Origin of the sequence: Burkholderia sp. BCC0397 (genome assembly GCF_902832865.1) — a bacterium.
Taxonomy (GTDB): domain Bacteria; phylum Pseudomonadota; class Gammaproteobacteria; order Burkholderiales; family Burkholderiaceae; genus Burkholderia.
In genome coordinates this window covers 416,537-438,215 of sequence record NZ_CADFDL010000004.1, presented here as the reverse complement: position 1 = coordinate 438,215, position 21,679 = coordinate 416,537, and the positions used below count along the sequence as shown (strand labels likewise).

The following is a 21,679-nucleotide window of genomic DNA, read 5'->3' as shown; positions in this document are numbered from 1 at the left end:
TGTCTCCTCGATCGAAACGTCGAAACCGCCAGCTTAGCCGATCAATAATGGCGACCGCGTGACGCAGGTCGAATTGGGCGCGGCATGCGTTACGTGCGCGGCACCGCGCCCGATACGTACCGGTTGCCGGGCACGCTCCACCGCCACGGGAGATCCTGGCCGACGCGAATGCCGATGCGCGGCCCGCCCGCCAGATCGGCGGGCGGCGCCATGCCGTCGTCGACGATCGCGAACCCTTCATGCGCGCCGATCAGGTCGACGCCATCCTGCGCGCCGCCGATCCCCATCGCCTGCGTCAGCCGCGCCGGCCCGCGGCACAGGTCGCGATCGCGCGTGCGCGGCGGCCGCGCCGCACGCATCCGTTCGAGCCCGTGCAGCGGCTCCAGCGCACGGATCAGCACGCCCGTTCCCGCGCCGTCCGGGCCGCACACGCAGTTGCAGCACCAGTGCATGCCGTACGTGAAATAAACGTAGAAGTGCCCGGGCGGCCCGAACATCGTCGCATTGCGCGGCGTCTTGCCGCGATAGGTGTGCGCCGCCGGATCGAGCGCGCCCGCATACGCTTCCACTTCGACGATGCGGCCGGCCCGGCCGTCCGCTGCCGCGAGGATCTTGTTGAGCAGTTGCGGCGCCACCTCGGTGGCCATGCGGTTGAAGAATGCGCGCGGCACGATGGCGCCGGGCCACGGAGCCGCCGTCTTATAGCGTCGCATCGTGTCCCTCCGTCATCGTCGCGAGATGGAGCTCGCGATACGCATCGACCAGATCGTCGAGCCCGAATGCGAGGTTCCTCCCGCTGGGGTTGGGCAGCACCCACACCCGCGTATGCTGGATGCGTGATGGCTGCAATCCCCACGTGACTTCGCGCTGCCCCGACAGCGCCGCATACGCCGCCTTGCCGAGAAACGCGACGAAGCGCGGCGCATGCTGCGCGACCTTCTGCTCGAACCCGGCGGACGCGACCGCGAATTCCGCGCGCGAAAGCTGATCGGCACGCGCGGTCGGCCGCGGCACCACGGCCGTCAACCCGCAGCCGTAACGGAGAATCGCGCGATCGTCCTGCGGCGAAATTTCCGTCGGCGTGAAGCCCGCGAGATGGATCACGCGCCAGAAGCGGTTGTTTCTCCCCGCGAAGTGATGGCCGGTCGCGGCCGCGATCAGGCCGGGATTGATCCCGCAGAACAGGACGTCGAGATGGGGCGCGATGAGGTCGGGGAGTGCGTCAGCCACGTTTCATCCGGAGTGCGGCGTGCAGGAGCGACGTAAACGAAGCAAGGCCCGAAAACCCGGGCCAAGCGACTCGCTTGACTCGGACATTCGGGCCCATCGTGATGCGGGGGTGCGACTTGCGATCAGAACGGGATATCGTCGTCCATCTCGTCGAAGCCACCGCCTGCCGGCGCGCTCGGACGGCTCTGCGCGCCGCCACCCGCACCGCCACGCGCTGCGCCGCTGGCACGACCGCCGCCGCCACCGCCACCGCCGCGCTCCGCCTGCTCGCCGCGACCGCCGCCGCCACCACCGTAGCCGCCGCCATAACCGCCTTCGTCACCGCCGCCACCGCCGCCGCCCGCACCACCGCGGCCGCCGAGCATCTGCATCTGTTCGGCGACGATTTCGGTCGAGTAACGGTCCTGGCCGTCCTGGCCCTGCCACTTGCGCGTGCGGATGCGGCCTTCGATATAGACCGACGAACCCTTCTTCAGGTATTCGCTGACGATTTCCGCCAGACGGCCGAAGAACGCGACGCGATGCCACTCGGTCATTTCCTTGAAATCGCCGCTTGCCTTGTCCTTGTAGCGGTCGGTCGTCGCGAGACGGATGTTCGCAACCGCGTCGCCGCTCGGCAGGTAACGGACTTCAGGATCGGCGCCGAGGTTGCCGACGAGGATGACCTTGTTGACGGATGCCATGTGTTTCTCCAGTAAATTCGATGCGGGGCCGCCCGCGAAAGCGTCGGCGCGGCCCGCCGGGCGAGCCGGCGAACGCCGCCGGTGCCTGCCCGACAATCAGGTTCAGGCCTTGCGCGGCGGCGCTTTCATGCTGGCTGCGATTATAAGCCACGCGGCAACGAGCCCAGAACACGTGTAGAACACCGTGTTCGCACCGCCGTGCTTCAGCAGCCAGCCGCCCACGATGCCGCCGAGCGCGAGCCCGATCGACTGCGTGGTGTTGTAGACGCCCGTGGCCGCACCCTTGCGCGAACCCGGCGCGAGCTTCGACACGAGCGACGGCTGCGACGCTTCCAGGATGTTGAACCCGAGGAAGTACACGAACAGGATCGCCGCCACAATCAGAATGGTATGCGGTGCGCTGCCGAGCAACAATTGGCCGATCAGGATAGCCAGAATGCCGCCGAGCAGCACCGGCTTCATCTTGCCCCGTTTTTCCGCGACGATGATCGCCGGCACCATCATCACGAACGCGAGCCCCATCACCGGCAGGTAGACCTTCCAGTGCGCGGCGACCGGCAGCCCGCCGTCGACCAAGAGGCGCGGCACGACGAGGAACAGCGCCGTCTGCGTCGCATGCAGCACCAGCACGCCGAAGTTCAGGCGCAGCAGCTCGACGTTGTGCAGCACCTCGGCGAACGGCGCGGGCACGTGCACGGGCTTCGCCGCGTCGGGCACGATCCACAGCACGACGCCGATCGCGAGGATCGACAGCACGCCGACGATCGCGAACAGCCCGTTCATCCCGACCCAGTGGAACACGATCGGCGCGCCGACGATCGCGACCGCGAACGACACGCCGATCGAGCCGCCGACCATCGCCATCGCCTTCGTGCGGTTCTGCTCGGAGGTCAGGTCGGCGATGAACGCGAGCACCGCCGACGACACGGCGCCCATGCCCTGGATCACGCGGCCGACGATGATCCACGTGATGTCGTGCGCGAACGCGGCGACGAAGCTGCCGAGCGCGAAGATCACGAGGCCCGTGGCGATCACCGGCTTGCGGCCGAACTTGTCGGACGCCCAGCCGTAGAAGATATAGAACAGCGACTGCGTGACGCCGTAGGCCCCGAGCGCGACACCGACGAGCAGCACGTTGTCGCCGCCCGGAATGGTTTTCGCGTAGACCGAGAACACCGGCATGATCATGAACAGGCCGAGCATGCGCAGCGCGAAGATCGCCGCGAGCGACGTGGTCGCGCGCAGTTCGGGCGCAGTCATGCGGGAAGACGTGGCAGACGGATTGGACATCGGGAATGAATTTCGAATGATCGGAATGTCCGCCCGGCAGCGGGCGGCGGAAGATCAGGACCGGCGGCCTGGCGGCCTTTCGGGCGACACGTCGGGGCCGGATGCAGGCGGCCTGCGGGCCGTCCGAAACGCGCGGCGCGACCGCTTTCCCCGGCGCGGAGGTCGCCTTGCTGCCACCTGCTGTAAAGGCTGGGGGCCGTAAACGACGGTCTCGAAAAGCCGTTATAGTAGCAGGTTTGGTTCCCTCCATTTTCGCCAGGTTCATGGAACAGATCCGTATCCGTGGGGCACGCACCCACAACCTGAAAAACGTCAATCTCGACCTGCCGCGCCACAAACTGGTCGTGATTACCGGGTTGTCCGGGTCGGGCAAGTCGTCGCTCGCGTTCGACACCCTTTATGCCGAAGGCCAGCGCCGCTACGTGGAAAGCCTGTCCGCGTACGCCCGCCAGTTCCTGCAGCTGATGGAGAAGCCCGACGTCGACCTGATCGAGGGGCTGTCGCCAGCGATCTCGATCGAGCAGAAGGCAACGTCCCACAACCCGCGTTCGACCGTCGGCACGGTCACGGAAATCCACGACTACCTGCGACTTTTGTACGCACGTGTCGGCACGCCGTACTGCCCCGACCACGACATCCCGCTCGAGGCGCAGAGCGTGTCGCAGATGGTCGACGCGGCGCTCGCGCTGCCCGAGGAAACCAAGCTGATGATCCTCGCGCCCGTCGTCGCGAACCGCAAGGGCGAGCACGCCGAGCTGTTCGAGGAGATGCAGGCGCAGGGCTTCGTGCGCTTTCGCGTGCGCTCGGGCGGCGGCACCGCGAACGAAGGCGTCGCGAAGATCTACGAGGTCGAGTCGCTGCCGAAGCTGAAGAAGAACGACAAGCACACGATCGACGTCGTCGTCGATCGCCTGAAGGTGCGCCCGGACATGAAGCAGCGGCTCGCCGAATCGTTCGAAACCGCGCTGCGCCTCGCCGACGGCCGCGCGATCGCGCTCGAGATGGATACCGACCGCGAGCACCTGTTCAGCTCGAAGTTCGCGTGCCCGATCTGCTCGTACTCGCTGCAGGAGCTCGAGCCGCGCCTGTTCTCGTTCAACAACCCGATGGGCGCGTGCCCGGAATGCGACGGCCTCGGCCAGATCACGTTCTTCGACCCGAAGCGGGTCGTCGCGCACCCGTCGCTGTCGCTTGCCGCCGGCGCGGTGAAGGGCTGGGACCGGCGCAACCAGTTCTATTTCCAGATGCTGCAGAGCCTCGCGGCATTCTACGAATTCGACATCGACGCCGCGTTCGAGGATCTGCCCGAAAAGATCCGCAAGGTGCTGCTGTTCGGCTCGGGCAAGCAGACGATCCCGTTCTCGTACATCAACGAGCGCGGCCGCACGACGATCCGCGAGCACGTGTTCGAAGGGATCATCCCGAACCTCGAACGCCGCTACCGCGAGACCGATTCGGTCGCGGTGCGCGAAGAGCTGTCGAAATACCAGAACAACCAGCCGTGCCCGTCGTGCGACGGCACGCGCCTGCGCCGCGAGGCGCGCCACGTGCGGATCGGCACTGGCGACGACGCGCGCGGCATCTATGAAATCAGCGGCTGGCCGCTGCGCGACGCGCTCGGCTATTTCGACGGGCTGACGCTCGAAGGCGCGAAGCGCGAGATCGCCGACAAGGTGATCAAGGAAATCGTCGCGCGCCTGACGTTCCTCAACAATGTCGGCCTCGACTACCTGTCGCTCGAGCGCAGCGCCGAAACGCTGTCGGGCGGCGAGGCGCAGCGGATCCGGCTCGCGTCGCAGATCGGCTCGGGGCTCACGGGCGTGATGTACGTGCTCGACGAGCCGTCGATCGGCCTGCACCAGCGCGACAACGACCGCCTGATCTCGACGCTCAAGCACCTGCGCGACCTCGGCAACTCCGTGATCGTCGTCGAGCACGACGAGGACATGATCCGCACGGCCGACTACGTCGTCGACATGGGCCCCGGCGCGGGCGAGCACGGCGGCGTCGTGGTCGCCGAAGGCACGCCGAAGCAGGTGCAGTCGAACCCGCAGTCGCTGACCGGCCAGTACCTGCTCGGCAAGCGCGTCATCGAGTACCCGGACGAGCGGCTCGCGCCCGATCCCGAGCGGATGCTGCGCATCGTCGACGCGCACGGCAACAACCTGAAGCACGTCGATCTGGAGCTGCCGGTCGGCCTCCTGACCTGCATCACCGGCGTGTCGGGCTCCGGCAAGTCGACGCTGATCAACGACACGCTGTATCACGCGGTCGCGCGCCACCTGTACGGCTCATCGGCCGAGCCGGCGCCGCACGAGGCGATCGAGGGCCTCGAGCATTTCGACAAGGTGATCAACGTCGACCAGTCGCCGATCGGCCGCACGCCGCGCTCGAACCCGGCCACGTACACGGGCCTGTTCACGCCGATCCGCGAGCTGTTCTCGGGCGTCCCGGCGTCGAAGGAGCGCGGCTACGATCCGGGCCGCTTCTCGTTCAACGTGAAGGGCGGCCGCTGCGAATCGTGCCAGGGCGACGGCGTGCTGAAGGTCGAGATGCACTTCCTGCCGGACGTCTACGTGCCGTGCGACGTGTGCCACGGCAAGCGCTACAACCGCGAAACGCTCGAAGTGCAGTACAAGGGCAAGAACATCAGCGAAGTGCTCGACATGACGGTCGAGCACGCGTACGAGTTCTTCAGCGCGGTGCCGGTCATCGCGCGCAAGCTGAAGACGCTGCTCGACGTCGGCCTCGGCTACATCCGCCTCGGCCAGTCGGCCACGACGCTGTCGGGCGGCGAGGCGCAGCGCGTGAAGCTGTCGCTGGAGCTGTCGAAGCGCGACACCGGCCGCACGCTGTACATCCTCGACGAGCCGACCACCGGCCTGCACTTCCACGACATCGCGCTGCTGCTGGAAGTGATCCACCGGCTGCGCGACCAGGGCAACACGGTCGTGATCATCGAGCACAACCTCGACGTGATCAAGACGGCCGACTGGGTGATCGACCTCGGCCCCGAAGGCGGCGCCGGCGGCGGCCAGATCATCGCGCAGGGCACGCCCGAGCAGGTCGCGAAGACGAAGGCGAGCTTCACCGGCAAGTACCTCGCGCCGCTGCTCAAGCGTCCGACCCGCAAAGTCGCGGCCGGCTGACACCCGTCCGCCGGTTCCGCCCTTCCCCGCGCGCGGCCGCCCGGCCGTGCGCGCGTCGAGGGCGGGCCGCGTCCCCTCGTTTTCCCTTCTGCGTTTACACCACGCGCCAAACGGTCCGTTTGCGGACCATAATGGCAGCTATACTTTACGGTCGTAAGGTTCGCCATCCGCACCAATCCGGTGCGGTGCCGGGCGACCGGCGCTCTGCCGCGCGCTGCGCGGCACGACACACGGACGACAGGAATCCACGATGGAGAAGCAACAAGAGTCGCGCGACACGCAGAACCGCGAGCCGCACCTGCGCAGCGTGCGGCTGACGAGCGACTTGAGCCTGCCGAAGCTGTCGGCACTCGAGGTCGGCAGCTATCTCTTCGCGCTCGTCATGATGTGGCTCGTCCTCGAGCTCCGGCTGCTCGGCGGGATGCTGGCCGGCCTGCTCGTCTATCAGCTGATCCACACGATCGCGCCCGTGATCGAACGCCATACCACCAGCATGCGCGCGCGCTGGGTCGCCGTCGTGCTGCTGTCGATCGCGATCGTCGGCGGGCTCACCGGCCTGACGCTCGGCATCATCGAGCATTTCGAGCACACGGTGCCGAACCTGCAGAGCCTGCTCGACCAGTTGATGCAGATCGTCGAGCAGACCCGCGCACGCACGCCGGCCTGGATCGCGAACCTGCTGCCCGTCGACGTCGAACAGATGAAGACGAAGGCGGCCGTGCTGATGCACTCGCACATGGACCAGCTCCAGCAAAGCGGCAAGAGCGTCGCGCGCGGCTTCGGCCACGTGCTGTTCGGGATGATCATCGGCGCGATGATCGCGATCGGCGTCGAGCAGGGCAAGGTGCGCCGGCCGCTGTCGACCGCGCTCGTCACGCGCGTGTCGCGCTTCGCCGACGCGTTCCGCCGCATCGTGTTCGCACAGATCAAGATCTCGGCGATCAACGCGACCTTCACCGGCATCTACCTGCTCGTCGCGCTGCCGATCTTCCACCAGCGGCTGCCGCTGTCGAAAACGCTCGTGCTCGTCACGTTCATCGTCGGCCTGCTGCCCGTGATCGGCAACCTGATCTCGAACACGCTGATCGTCGCGGTGTCGCTGTCGGTCAGCATGGGCACCGCGATCGCGTCGCTCGCGTTCCTCGTGGTCATCCACAAGCTCGAATACTTCCTGAACGCGAAGATCATCGGCGGCCAGATCGAGTCGCGCGCGTGGGAGCTGCTGCTCGCGATGCTGATCATGGAAGCCGCGTTCGGGCTGCCGGGCGTGATCGCCGCGCCGATCTTCTACGCGTACCTGAAACGCGAGCTGTACCTGCTGCGGCTGATCTGAAGCCGCCCGCTCACCAACGGCGATAAAAAACGCCGCGCCCCGTGAAGGGCGCGGCGTTTTTGCTCGTGGAGCCAGCCTGTCAGGGCCGACGGATCAGCGGAACACGACCGTCTTCGTCCCGTTCAGCACGATCCGGTGCTCGACGTGCCACTTCACCGCGCGCGCGAGCGTCACGCACTCGACGTCGCGGCCGATCGCGGTCAGCTGGTCGGGCGTCATGCTGTGATCGACGCGCTCGACTTCCTGCTCGATGATCGGGCCTTCGTCGAGATCGGTCGTCACGTAGTGCGCGGTCGCGCCGATCAGCTTCACGCCGCGGTCGAACGCCTGGTAGTAAGGCTTCGCACCCTTGAAGCTCGGCAGGAACGAATGGTGGATGTTGATCGCGCGCCCGGCGAGCTGCTCGCACATGTTCGGCGACAGGATCTGCATGTAGCGCGCGAGCACGACGAGATCGGCCTGGTGCTCGTCGATCACTTCCAGCACGCGCGCTTCCTGCGCGGCCTTCGCGGCATCGGACGAACCGCCGATCAGCGGGAAGTGATGGAACGGAATGTTGTAGCTCGCGGCAAGCTGGTAGAACTCCTTGTGGTTCGACACGATCGCCGGAATCTCGATCGGCAGCTGGCCGGTGCGATAGCGGAACAGCAGGTCGTTCAGGCAGTGGCCGATCTTCGACACCATGATCACGACGCGCGGCTTCACGGCCGCATCGTGCAGCTCCCAGCGCATCGAGAACTGTTCGGCGAGCGGCGCGAATTCGTTGCGAAGCGTGTCGAGCGCCGACGCGGCATCCACGCCGCCGCCGTCCTGCTCGAAGTGCACGCGCATGAAGAACTCGCTGGTGCGGCTGTCGCCGAACTGCGCGGAATCGAGGATGTTGTTGCTGCGCTCGAACAGGAAGCCCGAGACCGCATGGACGATACCGTGCCGGTCGGGGCACGACAGTTTCAAGATAAAGCTGTGATCGGTCGGCATGACCGCGACTCCCATTGTTTCCGTATTCGTCAAATTGCCCGTTCGCGCCGCCGGACTGCGCGCGCGGCGCGCGTCACGCGGCCGGCACGAACAGCGCGTCGATACCGGCCGCGTCGGCCGCCGGAATCCAGCGGTGGCGCAGCAGCGTGTCGAGCGTCGCGAGGCTCGCATCCATCGTCGCGCGGCCTTCGCGCAGCCAGCCGATCACCTCGGGCACGCCGGCCAGCAGGTGCTCGGCCACTTCGCCGTCCTGGTTGCGCGGCGCGAAGTCGTGCGGCAGCGGCAGGTCGTACACGAAGATCAGTTCCGACTGCGTGCCTTCCGGCAGCGCGTTCAGCACCTGTACCGTGCGGCCCGCGATCGCGCGCGCCGCCAGATCGGCCGGAATGCCGGCTTCTTCCCAGCATTCCTTCGCGAGCGTCTCGTGAACGCCCAGCCCCCAGCCGATCCCGCCGGCGACGACGTTGTCGAGCATGCCGGGGTCGGTGGCCTTGGTCGCGCTGCGGCGGCCGAGCCACATCTTCGGCGCGGCCGCGGCGGGCGGCTCGCCCGGCGTAACCGCGTATTCTACGATGCCGTTCACGTGCACCGCATAGGTCTGCGTGCCGAAGAAGCGCGACGCGGCGCGCTCGATGTACGCGAGCGGCGGATCGTCGAAGCGGTTGCGGATCGCGTAGATCTCGTCGCGCCAGCCGGGAATCGCGCCTTCGGCCGCGAGCGCGCCGATCGCGCTGGCCAGCGCCATGCTGCGCGCGTCGACCGAATCGTAGCGCGCCGACAGCACGACCCGCTCGCCGGTCAGCTCGAACACGTCGGGCCAGCGCGCGAGCTTCGCGACGTCCTGGCGGCGCACCCAGCCGACCGCGTGGCCGGCGATCTCGAAACGCAGATGCGCGGCCGGATCGAAGCGGCGCGCGGCCGCGATGCACGGAAACGTCATCGCGCTCAGTCCTTCAGCGCGACGCGGATGCCGATCGCGATGAACGTCGCGCCGGCGATCCGGTCGAGCCACACGCCGGCCTTCGGGCGGCGCTTCAGCCATGCGCCGATCATGCCCGCGCCGACGCCGAACAGCGAGAAGACCGCGGCCGTCTGCAGCATGAACAGCGCGCCGAGCTCGAACATCTGCAGCGTCACGCCCTGCGTGCCGTGCGGATCGACGAACTGCGGCAGGAACACGACGAAGAACAGTGTGACCTTCGGGTTCATCAGGTTGCCGATCACGCTCTGCCGGAAGATCGTGCCGAGCGGCTGCGGCGGGCGCGCATGCGCGTTCGCGAGGCCCTGGCTGCGCAGCGCCTTGATGCCGATCCACACGAGGTACGCGGCGCCCGCGAGCTTCAGGATCTGGAACGCGACCGGCGACGAACGCAGCACGGCCGCGACGCCGAGCGCCGCGAGCGTCGTGTGGAACAGGATCCCCGCCGTGAAGCCGAGCGCGGCGACGAAGCCGGCCGCGCGGCCCTGCGAGATGCCGCGGGCGAGCACCTGCAGGTTGTCGGGACCCGGCGCGAACGTGATCGCGATCGACGTGGCGAGAAACAGCATGAAATTGGGCATCGTGACCTCGCTGCGGAATGTGAACCAAGCATGAACCAGGCGTGAACCCGGCAAGCCGGAGCGGCAACCCCCGGCGGACCGGCGTTCAGTGGCCGGCGAATTCGGTAACGGTATAGACCGGCAGTCCGGCATTGCGCAGCAGCGCCGAGCCGCCGAGATCGGGCAGGTCGATGATCGCCGCGCCTTCGACGACCACCGCGCCGAGCCGCTGCAGCAGGTTGCGTCCCGCCATCATCGTGCCGCCGGTCGCGATCAGGTCGTCCATGATGATCACGCGATCGCCGGGCTTGCACGCATCTTCGTGGATCTCGACCGTCGCGCTGCCGTATTCGAGGTCGTACGATTCCGAACGCGTCTTGTACGGCAGCTTGCCGACCTTGCGGATCGGCACGAAGCCGACGCTCAGCTCGTACGCGACGATCGGCGCGATGATGAAGCCGCGCGCGTCGAGGCCCGCGACGTAGTCGAGCTTCGCGTCGACATAGCGTTCGACGAACAGGTCGACGAGGATGCGCAGCGCCTTCGGGCTCTGCAGCAGCGTCGTGATGTCGCGGAACTGCACGCCCGGCTGCGGCCAGTCGGGCACCGTGCGGATCTGGCTGTGGAGGAAGGCGACCGGATCGAGCGGTGTGCCCGGCGACGAATGCGGCATGAAACTCTCCGAAAAAAACGGTGCGCGAAGATCGGGCACCGTTTCTGATCAATACGGGTCAGGTTGTGAATCGCGGCTCACGCAGCCGCGGCCGGCGGATCGCGCCGATGGCGCGACAACCGCTCCTCCGCGAGCGCGAGCGCCTCGGGCAGCCCGCGCAGCACCACGATGTCGCTCGCGCGCAGCTTGGTCTGCGGATCGGGTTCGACGCCGCGGATGCCGTGCCGGCGGATCGCCGTGACTTCCAGGCCGAGCGCATACAGCCCCAGTTCTTCCAGCGAACGCCCGACCGCGTCCGCGCGCGCATCGACCGGCACCGATTGTAGCCGCACCTGCTCGTGATCGTCGTCGTCCGCGTCGTCCGCGCCGCGGAAATAGCCGCGCAGCAGGCTGTAGCGCTCGTCGCGCATCTCCTCGACGCGCCGCACGACCTTGCGCATCGGCACGCCGACCAGCACCAGCGTATGCGACGCGAGCATCAGGCTGCCCTCGACGATCTCCGGAATCACCTCGGTCGCGCCAGCCGCGAGCAGTTTCTCGAGATCGGCATCGTCGACGGTGCGCACGATCGCCGGCAGCGTCGGCTCCAGCTCGTGCACGTGATGCAGCACGCGCAGCGCGGACGGCGTGTTCGCGTAGGTGATCGCAACGGCCGCCGCCCGGTGGATACCGGCCGCGACCAGCGACTCGCGGCGCGCCGCGTCACCGAACACGACCGATTCGCCGGCCGTCGCGGCCGCGCTCACGCGATCGGGGTCGAGGTCGAGCGCGACGTACGAAATGCCTTCCTGTTCGAGCATGCGCGCCAGGTTCTGGCCCGCGCGGCCGTAGCCGCAGATGATCACGTGGCCGCGCTGCTTCAGGCTTTGCGTCGCGATCCGCGTCATCTGCAGAGACTGCTGCATCCATTCGGTCGACGACAGCCGCATCACGATGCGGTCGGCGTTCTGGATCAGGAACGGCGCGGCGAGCATCGACAGCAGCATCGACGCGAGGATCGCCTGCAGCAGCGTCGAATCGACGAGATGCCGGTCGAGGATCAGGTTCAGCAGCACGAAGCCGAATTCGCCGGCCTGCGCGAGGCCGATGCCCGTGCGCATCGCGACGCCCGGCGTCGCGCCGAAGAGGCGCGCGAGCCCGGCGATCATGGTCGCCTTGAACAGGATCTGCCCGACGAAGAAGCCGAGCACGAGCAACGGATGCTCCCAGATCACGCGCGGATCGAGCAGCATCCCCGTCGTCACGAAGAACAGCCCGAGCAGCACGTCGCGGAACGGCTTGATGTCCTCCTCCACCTGGTGGCGGAACGGCGTCTCGGAAATGAGCATCCCCGCGATGAACGCGCCGAGCGCGAGCGACAGGCCGAACTTGTCGGTGATGAACGCAGCGCCCAGCGTGACGAGCAGCAGGTTCAGCACGAACAGCTCCTGCGAGCGGCGCCGCGCGACGACGTTGAGCCAGCGCGTCATGAAGCGCTGCCCGATGACCAGCAGCAGCGTGAGCGCGATCACGATCTTGACCGCCGCGACGCCGAGCGTGAGCGCGAGGTCCTTCGACGATTCGGCGCCGAACGCGGCGATCACGATCAGCAGCGGCACGACCGCGAGATCCTGGAACAGCAGCACGCCGAAGATGTTGCGGCCGTGCTCGGTCTCGATCTCGAGCCGCTCGGCGAGCATCTTCGACACGATCGCCGTCGACGACATCGCGAGCGCGCCGCCGAGCGCGATGCTGCCCTGCCATGTGAGGTGCTCCCAGCGCTCGAACAGCGCGCCGAGCGCGAGCGCGAGTACCAGCGTCGCGACGACCTGCAGCAGCCCGAGCCCGAACACGAGCCGCTGCATCGACCTCAGCTTCGCCAGCGAGAATTCGAGGCCGATCGAGAACATCAGGAACACCACGCCGAATTCCGCGAGATGCTCGGCCCGTTCGAGATCCGCCGTGATGCCGAGCGCGTGCGGGCCGACCAGGATGCCGACGGTCAGGTAGCCGAGCATCGGCGGCAGGTTCAACGAGCGGAATACGACGACGCCCACCACCGAGGCCAGCAGCAGCAGCAGGGTCATTTCGAGCGGGGAAATCACAGGCGAAGCGTCCTCGTTCGTCGGGGCCACGGCAATGCGGGCGCGGGGTGGTGGCGGTGGACAGGCTGCTTCGGACGAGTCCGAAGGCCGGCGCGGCGAACAAACGCCTTTGCTATACTCCGCGCATGATAGCGAAAATCAATGATGACCGGGCGCTCGCGCTCGCCCGCGACGTGCTCGACATCGAGGCGGACGCCGTGCGCGCGCTGCGCGACCAGCTCGATGGCGGCTTCGTCGAGGCCGTTGCGCTGCTGCTCGGCTGCCGCGGCCGCGTGGTGGTGTCCGGCATCGGCAAATCGGGGCATATCGCCCGCAAGATCGCAGCCACGCTGGCCAGCACCGGCACCCCGGCCTTCTTCGTCCACCCTGCCGAGGCCAGCCACGGCGACCTCGGGATGGTCACCTCCGACGACGTCTTCATCGGCATCTCCTATTCCGGCGAATCGGCGGAACTCGTCGCGATCCTGCCGCTCGTGAAGCGGATCGGCGCGAAGCTGATCGCGATCACGGGCCGAGCGGGGTCGAGCCTCGGCACGCTCGCCGACGTGAACCTGAACGCCGCAGTGTCGAAGGAAGCGTGCCCGCTGAACCTCGCGCCCACCGCGAGCACGACCGCCGCGCTCGCGCTCGGCGATGCGCTCGCCGTCGCCGTGCTCGACGCGCGCGGCTTCGGCTCGGACGATTTCGCGCGCTCGCATCCGGGCGGCGCGCTCGGCCGGCGCCTGCTCACCTACGTGCGCGACGTGATGCGCTCGGGCGACGACGTCCCGTCCGTCGGGCTGAACGCGACGCTGTCGGACGCGCTGTTCCAGATCACCGCGAAACGCCTCGGCATGACGGCCGTGGTCGACGCCGACGGCAAGGTCGCCGGCATCTTCACGGACGGCGACCTGCGCCGCGTGCTCGCGCGCGACGGCGACTTCCGCACGCTGCCGATCACCGAAGTCATGACGCGCGACCCGCGCACGATTGCGCCGGATCACCTGGCGGTCGAGGCCGTGGAACTGATGGAGCGCCACCGGATCAACCAGATGCTGGTCGTCGATGCCGACGGCGCGCTGATCGGCGCGCTGAACATGCACGACCTGTTTTCGAAGAAGGTGATCTGATGAGCGCAGCGCTGACTGCGGCCGAACGCGCGAGCCGCGTGAAGCTGATGATTTTCGACGTCGACGGCGTACTGACCGACGGCGGCCTGCTGTTTACCGCGGCCGGCGACGCGATGAAGTCGTTCAATTCGCTCGACGGCCACGGCGTGAAGCTGCTCGGCGAAGCCGGCATCGCGACCGCGATCATCACGGGCCGCCGCTCGGACATCGTCGCGGCGCGCGCGAAGGAAATGAAGATCGCGCACCTGTTCCAGGGCGTCGAGAACAAGCTCACCGTGTTCGCCGACCTGATCGCGTCGCTCGGCCTGACGGCCGACGCATGCGGCTACATGGGCGACGACTGGCCCGACCTGCCGGTGATGCTGCGCTGCGGCTTCGCCACGGCCCCCGCGAACGCGCACCCCGAGGTGATCGCCCGCGCGCACTGGGTCGCCGAGGCCCGCGGCGGCCACGGCGCCGTGCGCGAGGCCTGCGATGCGATCCTGCGTGCGCAGCGCCGCTACGACGCGCTGCTCGCCGCCGCCTGCGGAGCCTGACCGATGAGCACGCATTTCCGCTGGACCCAGATGCTGCCGCTCGCCGCGGTCGCCGCGCTCGCGGGCGTCACCTGGTGGCTGCTGCAGGCCACGCTGCCGCCGCCCGGCGAGGGCACCGTGCAGCCGAAGCGCCACACGCCCGACTATTTCGCGGACAACTTCTCGGTCACCGAGCTCGACCAGTCCGGCACGACCCAGTACCGGCTGACGGCCGCGAAGCTGGTCCATTACGAAGACACCGAAAGCAGCGACCTGACCGATCCGGCCATGCGCGCGTTCCAGCCCGGCAAGCCCGTCGTGACGACCACCGCGAAGCGCGGCACCGTCAACGGCGACGTGTCGATCGTCGATTTGTACGACGATGCGCGCATCCTGCGCGCAGCCGGCGGCGGCGATCCGCAGATGCAGGCCGATTCCCAGCATTTCCGGATCTTCGTCAATGACGATGTGATCCAGACCGAAAAGCCGGTTAAACTTCAGCGCGGCCTGTCGCTCGTCAACGCGACCGACGGCATGAAGTACAACAACGTCACCCGGGTCATCGAGCTTTACGGCAACGTGCGCGGCACGATTGCCGCGGCGGACACGTCCGGCGGCTCGAAAGGTCAACCCAAGTGACGCATCCCTCACGTGACTGCATGAACGAACCGTTCCCTCGACATATTTCCGGCGGCGCTGCGCGCGCCGTCCGCGCCGCGCTCGCCGCGACGCTCGTGGCGCTCCCGCTCATCGGGCTGGCGCCGCTCGCCCATGCCGAGAAGGCCGACCAGAACAAGCCGATCAACGTCGAGGCCGACAACCTGACCTATGACGATCTGAAGCAGGTCACGGTCGCGACCGGCAACGTCGTGATCACGAAGGGCACGATCATCATCAAGGGCGATCGCGTCGAAGTGCGTCAGGACCCGGAAGGCTACCAGTACGCGACGTCGTTCGGCAGCGGCAAGAAGCACGCGACGTTCCGCCAGAAGCGCGAAGGCATCGACGAATACATCGACGGCGACGCCGAGCGCATCGACTACGACGGCAAGCAGGACCTGACCACGCTGACCACCGCCGCGACCGTGCGCCGCCTGCAAGGCACGTCGACGATCGCCGATACCGTGCACGGCAGCGTGATCACGTACGACGGCCAGCGCGACTTCTACACCGCGAAGGGCGGCAAGGACGTCGCGGCGCCGGGCAACCCGAACGGCCGCGTGCGCGCGATGCTGTCGCCGAAGAACGGCGGCCCCGCGCCGCTGAACGGGGCGCCGGCCAAGCTGTCGCCGTCGACCACGATTCAGGGAGCGCCCGGCCAATGAACGCGCTCCCGAACCGCCAGCCGGCCGGCACCACGAGCTCGCTCGTCGTCCGCAACCTGAAGAAGCGCTACGGCTCGCGCACGGTCGTCAAGGACGTGTCGCTCGACGTGAAGAGCGGCGAAGTCGTCGGCCTGCTCGGCCCGAACGGCGCTGGCAAGACCACGTCGTTCTACATGATCGTCGGCCTCGTGCCGACGGACGCGGGCGAAATCTCGCTGAACGGCAGCTCGATCAGCCTGCTGCCGATCCACAAGCGCGCGTCGCTCGGCCTGTCGTACCTGCCGCAGGAAGCGTCCGTGTTCCGCAAGCTGACCGTCGAGGAAAACATCCGCGCGGTGCTCGAGCTGCAGCACGGCGAAGACGGCAAGCGGCTGTCGAAGGACGCGATCTCGTTGCGCACCGAAGCGCTGCTCGACGAGCTGCAGATCGGCCACCTGCGCGAGAATCCCGCGCTGTCGCTGTCGGGCGGCGAACGGCGCCGCGTCGAAATCGCGCGCGCGCTCGCGACCAACCCGAGCTTCATCCTGCTCGACGAACCGTTCGCCGGCGTCGACCCGATCGCGGTGCTCGAGATCCAGAAGATCGTCAAGTTCCTGAAGCAACGCAACATCGGCGTGCTGATCACGGACCACAACGTCCGCGAAACGCTCGGCATCTGCGACCACGCGTACATCATCAGCGACGGTTCGGTGCTGGCCGCCGGCGCCCCCAGCGAAATCATCGAAAACGAAAGCGTGCGCCGCGTGTACCTCGGCGAACACTTCCGCATGTAACTTCCTCCTCGTGGCTGGCTGCACCCCGCCCGGCATCGCCGCGCGGGGCCGCGCCCCGCTTCGCGGCCATGCCCGCGACCGAGCGGCGCGCCGCGCGTAATCGCGGATGGCTCAACGCGCCTGGGTCGTGGCAAACTGCCGGTATGACTCCCTCCTTGCCATGAAAGCCAGCCTTCAACTCCGCCTGTCGCAACATCTGGCGCTGACGCCGCAGCTGCAGCAGTCGATCCGGCTCCTGCAGTTGTCGACGCTCGAATTGCAGCAGGAAGTCGCGATGGCCGTCGCGCAGAACCCGCTGCTCGAGAGCGACGACGAATGGATCGCGAGCCCGCTGCGTGTCGCGTCGGACGGGTCGCTGATCGCGCAGACGCCGCCCGCCCAGAACACCGAGCCCGCCGCGTCGAACGGCAGCGGCTCGTCCAGCGATCGCGCGGAGCGCGACGAGCCGGCCGGCGCCGACGAATACGACGGTTACGGGTCCGGCGACGGCAATGACGGCCCGCAGTGGAACCTCGACGAATACGGCCGCTCGAGCGGCGCGTCCGACGACGACGACCTGCCGCCGCTGCAGGTGCAGGAAGCCGCGACGTCGCTGCGCGACCACCTGTCCGCGCAGTTGCGCGTCACGCAGGCCGGCCCCCGCGATCGCGCGCTCGTGATGTTCCTGATCGAATCGCTCGACGACGACGGCTACCTGACCGCCACGCTCGACGAAGTGCTCGCCGACCTGCCGCCCGAACTGGACATCGACTGCGACGAACTGAACGCGGCGCTCGCGCTGCTGCACAGCTTCGACCCGGCCGGCGTCGGCGCGCGCTCGGCCTCCGAATGCCTGAAGCTGCAGCTGCTGCGTCTCGATCCGTCCCCGACGCGCACGCTCGCGCTCGAGATCGTGTCGCAGCATCTCGAACTGCTCGCCGCACGCGACTTCACGCGGTTGCGCAAGCACCTGAAGGCGAGCGACGACGCGCTGCGCGACGCGCACGCGCTGATCCGCTCGCTGGAGCCGTTCCCCGGCGCCGCATACGGCAAGGCCGAGGCCGACTACGTCGTGCCCGACATCATCGTGAAGAAGGCCGGCCAGGGATGGCTCGCGGAGCTCAATCCGGAAGTCATGCCGCGCCTGCGGATCAACAACCTGTACGCGAACATCCTGCGCAACAGCCGCGGCGATCCGTCGGCCGGATCGCTGAAGCAGCAGCTTCAGGAAGCGCGCTGGTTGATCAAGAACATCCAGCAGCGTTTCGACACGATCCTGCGCGTCGCGCAGGCTATTGTCGAGCGTCAGAAGAATTTCTTTGCGCACGGTGAAATTGCCATGCGCCCCTTGGTTTTGCGGGAAATAGCTGATACGCTGGGCCTACACGAGTCGACTGTCAGCCGTGTGACAACCGGGAAGTACATGCTGACCCCGTTCGGGACGCTTGAATTTAAGTACTTCTTCGGATCTCACGTCTCGACCGACACCGGTGGCGCCGCGTCGTCGACTGCCATCCGAGCCCTCATCAAGCAACTGATAGGAGCTGAAGACCCAAAATCGCCACTTTCGGACAGCCGCATTGCCGAGCTGCTGGCAGAACAGGGTTTCGTGGTCGCACGCCGCACGGTTGCGAAATATCGCGAAGCCCTCAAGATCCCGGCAGTAAATCTGCGCAAGTCTCTTTAAGCCTGCTGCCTGCTCGGCGGCAGGCGTGTCCCGGCCACCGCGCACACGGGGAACAGGCCGGACGACCTGTCCGCGATACGCCGCCTCGTGCGGCACGGGCAAGTCGACCGGAGCGCCGCCTCGATGCGGCCGGGTGGCCACTCGCTTGGAGAAGCACTATGAACCTGAAGATCAGTGGACATCATCTCGAAGTCACGCCTGCAATTCGCGAATACGTGATCACCAAGCTGGACAGGGTGCTACGGCATAGCGATCAGGTGATCGATGGCACTGTGATCCTCTCGGTCGACAACCACAAGGAAAAGGACAAGCAGCAGCGCGCGGAAATCAACCTGCACCTGAAGGGCAAGGACATCTTCGTCGAAAGTGCGAACGGCAACCTGTACGCCGCGATCGATCTGCTGATCGACAAGCTGGATCGCCAGGTCGTCAAGCACATGGAGCGCCTGCAAACGCACGCGCACGACCCGATCAAGCTTCAACCGTCGATCGACCAGATCGAACTGCCGCCGCAATAACCGTCACTGCAACACGCACGCCGCCCGGTTCGCCGGGCGTTTTTTTTGCGACTCCGCGCGGAGGTGCAACCGGTCCGTCCGTGCTGCGCCACGCACGCGGCTGTGCTCTATAATGTTCCGGTTATCGCCGGGGGGTGTTGGATGCGGTAGCTGCGTTGCAGGTTGCCATGCCACATGCCTTGATATCGCCGAACATGGAAAATCAGTCCGCCGCCGCAAGGAGACCCCAGGCCGCTCAATCGCCTGCCAACATGAATCGCCTAGCCAAAATCCTGCCCATAGAGAACGTCGTCATCGACCTCTCGGTCACCAGCAAGAAACGCGTCTTCGAACAAGCCGGGCTGATGTTCGAGAATCAGAACGGCATCGGCCGCAGCACCGTCACGGACAACCTGTTCGCGCGCGAGCGCCTCGGTTCGACCGGGCTCGGCGAAGGTGTCGCGATTCCGCACGGCCGCATCAAGGGCCTCAAGCACCCGCTCGCCGCGTTCGTCCGCCTGGCCGATGCGATCCCGTTCGAAGCGCCCGACGGCCAGCCGGTCGGCCTCCTGATCTTCCTGCTCGTCCCCGAGCAAGCCACCCAGCAGCACCTCGAGATCCTGTCGGAAATCGCGCAGCTGCTGTCCGATCGCGACGCCCGCGAGCGTCTGCACAACGAAACGGATATCGCCGAGTTGCATCGCCTGCTCACTCAGTGGCAACCTTGAGTTGTTCCGGGCGGAATATTTCCCCGTACGAGGCGGCACACGCCGCCGTCCAGGGCCGCCCGGCGCCGGCCCGGCATGGCGACGTCCGTCGCCGCGCGCCCGCACCGGCCCATTGGAGTGACGAGAGTCATGGATACGTCCAGCATCAACGCCCAGAGCATCTTCGACGACAACGCAGCCACGCTGAAACTGAGCTGGCTGACGGGGCATGAAGGCTGGGAACGCGGCTTTTCGGCCGACACGGTCGGCAACGCAACGTCGAGCGCCGACCTCGTCGGCCACCTGAACCTGATCCACCCGAACCGGATCCAGGTGCTCGGCGAAGCCGAAATCGACTACTACCAGCGGCAGACCGACGAAGACCGCTCGCGCCACATGGCCGAGCTGATCGCGCTCGAACCGCCGTTCCTCGTCGTCGCCGGCGGCGCCGCGGCACCGCCCGAACTGGTGCTGCGCTGCACGCGCTCGTCCACGCCGCTGTTCACGACGCCGATGTCGGCCGCCGCGGTGATCGACAGCCTGCGGCTCTACATGTCGCGCATCCTCGCGCCGCGCGCGACGCTGCACGGCGTGTTCCTCGACATCCTCGGGATGGGCGTGCTGCTGACCGGCGATTCGGGCCTCGGCAAGAGCGAGCTCGGCCTCGAGCTGATCAGCCGCGGCCACGGCCTCGTCGCCGACGACGCGGTCGATTTCGTCCGTCTTGGCCCCGATTTCGTCGAAGGGCGCTGCCCGCCGCTGCTGCAGAACCTGCTCGAAGTGCGCGGCCTCGGCCTGCTCGACATCAAGACGATCTTCGGCGAAACCGCCGTGCGGCGGAAAATGAAGCTGAAGCTGATCGTCCAGCTCGTGCGGCGCCCCGACGGCGAATTCCAGCGCCTGCCGCTCGAAAGCCAGACCGTCGACGTACTCGGTCTGCCGATCAGCAAGGTCACGATCCAGGTCGCGGCCGGCCGCAACCTCGCGGTGCTCGTCGAGGCGGCGGTCCGGAACACGATCCTGCAGTTGCGCGGAATCGACACGTTGCGCGATTTCATGGATCGGCAACGACTCGCGATGCAAGATCCCGACAGTCAGTTCCCCGGCAAGCTGGTGTAACCCGCACGCGCCGGCCGCGCAACGCCGACGCGTCGAGCCGGTGCTATGATGAAACGTCAGGATTCTCCGTTCCCATGCGCATCGTCCTCATTACCGGCATCTCCGGCTCAGGCAAGTCCGTCGCGCTGAACGCGCTCGAAGACGCAGGCTATTACTGCGTCGACAATCTGCCTCCGCACGTGCTGCCCGAACTCGCCCGCTACCTCGCCCAGGACGGCCAGCGCCGGCTCGCGGTCGCGATCGACGCGCGCTCGAGCGCGTCGCTCGATGAAATGCCCGGCCTGATCCGCGAACTGTCCCGCAAGCACGACGTGCGCGTGCTGTTCCTCAACGCGAGCACCCAGGCGCTGATCCAGCGCTTCTCCGAAACGCGCCGCCGCCATCCGTTGTCCGGCTCGCGGTCGCACGATGCGGACGTCGGCCTGCTGTCGTCGCTCGAGGAAGCGATCGAGCGCGAGCGCGAGCTCGTCGCGCCGCTCGCCGAATTCGGCCACCAGATCGATACCAGCACGCTGCGCGCGAACGCGCTGCGCACCTGGGTCAAGCGCTTCATCGAGCAGAAGAACAACGACCTGATGGTGATGTTCGAATCGTTCGGCTTCAAGCGCGGCGTGCCGCTCGACGCCGACCTGATGTTCGACGTGCGCGCGCTGCCGAACCCGTACTACGACCACGAGTTGCGCCCGCTCACCGGGCTCGACCAGCCGGTCATCGCCTTTCTCGACGCACTGCCGATCGTCCATCAGATGATCGACGACATCCATGCGTTCCTGATGAAATGGCTGCCGCACTTCCGCGATGACAACCGCAGCTACCTGACCGTCGCCATCGGCTGCACGGGCGGCCAGCATCGCTCGGTGTTCATCGCGGAAACGCTCGCCGCGCGCCTGGCGCGCAACGCGAACGTGATCGTGCGGCATCGTGACGCGCCAGTGGATGTCGACGCGTCGTCGCGGCTCGTCTCCGAGGTCGACCGACCCTAGCGACACCCGCCCCCACGCCCGCGCGC

At 67.2% G+C, this 21,679-nt stretch carries 21 protein-coding genes; 12 read left to right on the top strand and 9 right to left on the bottom strand.

Annotated elements, in window-relative coordinates; translation table 11 throughout:
- Positions 1-89: 89 nt before the first annotated feature.
- The 4 genes from HWX03_RS16150 to HWX03_RS16135 form a co-directional block, all read right to left on the bottom strand.
- Complete coding sequence (locus tag HWX03_RS16150) at positions 90-713, bottom strand: DNA-3-methyladenine glycosylase (protein ID WP_175871848.1); 624 nt, start codon at positions 711-713, stop codon at positions 90-92.
- Positions 700-1,230 carry a G/U mismatch-specific DNA glycosylase gene (mug, locus tag HWX03_RS16145; RefSeq protein ID WP_175871847.1) on the bottom strand — a complete coding sequence of 177 codons (531 nt, stop codon included), beginning with the start codon at positions 1,228-1,230 and terminating at the stop codon, positions 700-702. The genes HWX03_RS16150 and mug overlap by 14 nt, the downstream gene beginning before the upstream one ends.
- Before the next feature lie 122 nt (positions 1,231-1,352).
- On the bottom strand, positions 1,353-1,913 hold the full coding sequence (locus tag HWX03_RS16140; RefSeq protein ID WP_175871846.1) for a single-stranded DNA-binding protein: 561 nt from the start codon (positions 1,911-1,913) through the stop codon (positions 1,353-1,355).
- Positions 1,914-2,015: 102 nt separating this feature from the next.
- Positions 2,016-3,203 (bottom strand): MFS transporter, encoded by a 1,188-nt coding sequence (locus tag HWX03_RS16135; RefSeq protein ID WP_174432220.1) that lies wholly within the window; start codon positions 3,201-3,203, stop codon positions 2,016-2,018.
- A 263-nt stretch (positions 3,204-3,466) separates the two neighbouring features.
- On the opposite strand from HWX03_RS16135, the gene uvrA reads away from it, so the two are divergent.
- Together uvrA and HWX03_RS16125 are read left to right on the top strand one after the other, a co-directional pair.
- The gene (gene uvrA, locus HWX03_RS16130; protein ID WP_175871845.1) at positions 3,467-6,352 is read left to right on the top strand and encodes an excinuclease ABC subunit UvrA; all 2,886 of its coding nucleotides are present in this window, start codon (positions 3,467-3,469) and stop codon (positions 6,350-6,352) included.
- Positions 6,353-6,602: 250 nt separating this feature from the next.
- On the top strand, positions 6,603-7,685 hold the full coding sequence (locus HWX03_RS16125; RefSeq protein WP_174432222.1) for a hypothetical protein: 1,083 nt from the start codon (positions 6,603-6,605) through the stop codon (positions 7,683-7,685).
- Positions 7,686-7,778: 93 nt separating this feature from the next.
- Here the strand turns inward: HWX03_RS16125 and purU are convergent, their stop codons facing one another.
- The 5 genes from purU to HWX03_RS16100 form a co-directional block, all read right to left on the bottom strand.
- Positions 7,779-8,663, bottom strand: a complete 885-nt coding sequence (gene purU, locus HWX03_RS16120; protein ID WP_174389022.1) for a formyltetrahydrofolate deformylase — start codon at positions 8,661-8,663, stop codon at positions 7,779-7,781.
- Between the two features lie 73 nt (positions 8,664-8,736).
- Positions 8,737-9,603 carry an NUDIX hydrolase family protein gene (locus tag HWX03_RS16115; protein WP_175871844.1) on the bottom strand — a complete coding sequence of 289 codons (867 nt, stop codon included), beginning with the start codon at positions 9,601-9,603 and terminating at the stop codon, positions 8,737-8,739.
- 5 nt (positions 9,604-9,608) lie between these two features.
- Positions 9,609-10,223, bottom strand: coding sequence for a LysE family translocator (locus HWX03_RS16110; RefSeq protein WP_175871843.1), 615 nt, complete (start codon positions 10,221-10,223; stop codon positions 9,609-9,611).
- Positions 10,224-10,308: 85 nt separating this feature from the next.
- Positions 10,309-10,875 (bottom strand): adenine phosphoribosyltransferase, encoded by a 567-nt coding sequence (locus HWX03_RS16105; protein ID WP_175822531.1) that lies wholly within the window; start codon positions 10,873-10,875, stop codon positions 10,309-10,311.
- Between the two features lie 77 nt (positions 10,876-10,952).
- The gene (locus tag HWX03_RS16100; RefSeq protein WP_175822532.1) at positions 10,953-12,959 is read right to left on the bottom strand and encodes a monovalent cation:proton antiporter family protein; all 2,007 of its coding nucleotides are present in this window, start codon (positions 12,957-12,959) and stop codon (positions 10,953-10,955) included.
- A gap of 125 nt (positions 12,960-13,084) precedes the next feature.
- Here HWX03_RS16100 and kdsD point away from each other — a divergent pair, with 125 nt between their 5' ends.
- The 10 genes from kdsD to rapZ all read left to right on the top strand — a co-directional run bounded on the left by kdsD (position 13,085) and on the right by rapZ (position 21,653).
- Positions 13,085-14,068: an arabinose 5-phosphate isomerase KdsD gene (gene kdsD, locus HWX03_RS16095; protein WP_175871842.1), complete on the top strand. Its 984-nt coding sequence runs from the start codon at positions 13,085-13,087 to the stop codon at positions 14,066-14,068.
- Positions 14,068-14,604, top strand: coding sequence for an HAD family hydrolase (locus HWX03_RS16090; RefSeq protein WP_175822534.1), 537 nt, complete (start codon positions 14,068-14,070; stop codon positions 14,602-14,604). The genes kdsD and HWX03_RS16090 overlap by 1 nt, the downstream gene beginning before the upstream one ends.
- 3 nt (positions 14,605-14,607) lie before the next feature.
- On the top strand, positions 14,608-15,222 hold the full coding sequence (lptC, locus tag HWX03_RS16085; RefSeq protein ID WP_174432229.1) for an LPS export ABC transporter periplasmic protein LptC: 615 nt from the start codon (positions 14,608-14,610) through the stop codon (positions 15,220-15,222).
- Positions 15,223-15,242: 20 nt separating this feature from the next.
- Positions 15,243-15,908 carry a lipopolysaccharide transport periplasmic protein LptA gene (lptA, locus tag HWX03_RS16080; RefSeq protein WP_174389015.1) on the top strand — a complete coding sequence of 222 codons (666 nt, stop codon included), beginning with the start codon at positions 15,243-15,245 and terminating at the stop codon, positions 15,906-15,908.
- On the top strand, positions 15,905-16,681 hold the full coding sequence (gene lptB, locus HWX03_RS16075) for an LPS export ABC transporter ATP-binding protein (RefSeq protein WP_175822536.1): 777 nt from the start codon (positions 15,905-15,907) through the stop codon (positions 16,679-16,681). Before lptA ends, lptB begins: the two co-directional genes overlap by 4 nt.
- A gap of 160 nt (positions 16,682-16,841) precedes the next feature.
- A complete protein-coding gene (locus tag HWX03_RS16070; RefSeq protein WP_175871841.1) occupies positions 16,842-18,347 on the top strand; it encodes an RNA polymerase factor sigma-54 in 1,506 nt (501 codons plus the stop codon).
- Between the two features lie 158 nt (positions 18,348-18,505).
- Positions 18,506-18,865, top strand: a complete 360-nt coding sequence (gene raiA / locus HWX03_RS16065; RefSeq protein ID WP_006477786.1) for a ribosome-associated translation inhibitor RaiA — start codon at positions 18,506-18,508, stop codon at positions 18,863-18,865.
- A 194-nt stretch (positions 18,866-19,059) separates the two neighbouring features.
- Positions 19,060-19,572, top strand: a complete 513-nt coding sequence (locus HWX03_RS16060) for a PTS sugar transporter subunit IIA (RefSeq protein WP_027806888.1) — start codon at positions 19,060-19,062, stop codon at positions 19,570-19,572.
- 129 nt (positions 19,573-19,701) lie between these two features.
- Positions 19,702-20,670, top strand: coding sequence for an HPr(Ser) kinase/phosphatase (gene hprK / locus HWX03_RS16055; RefSeq protein ID WP_006483133.1), 969 nt, complete (start codon positions 19,702-19,704; stop codon positions 20,668-20,670).
- 74 nt (positions 20,671-20,744) lie between these two features.
- A complete protein-coding gene (gene rapZ, locus HWX03_RS16050; protein WP_174432231.1) occupies positions 20,745-21,653 on the top strand; it encodes an RNase adapter RapZ in 909 nt (302 codons plus the stop codon).
- Positions 21,654-21,679: the final 26 nt, after the last annotated feature.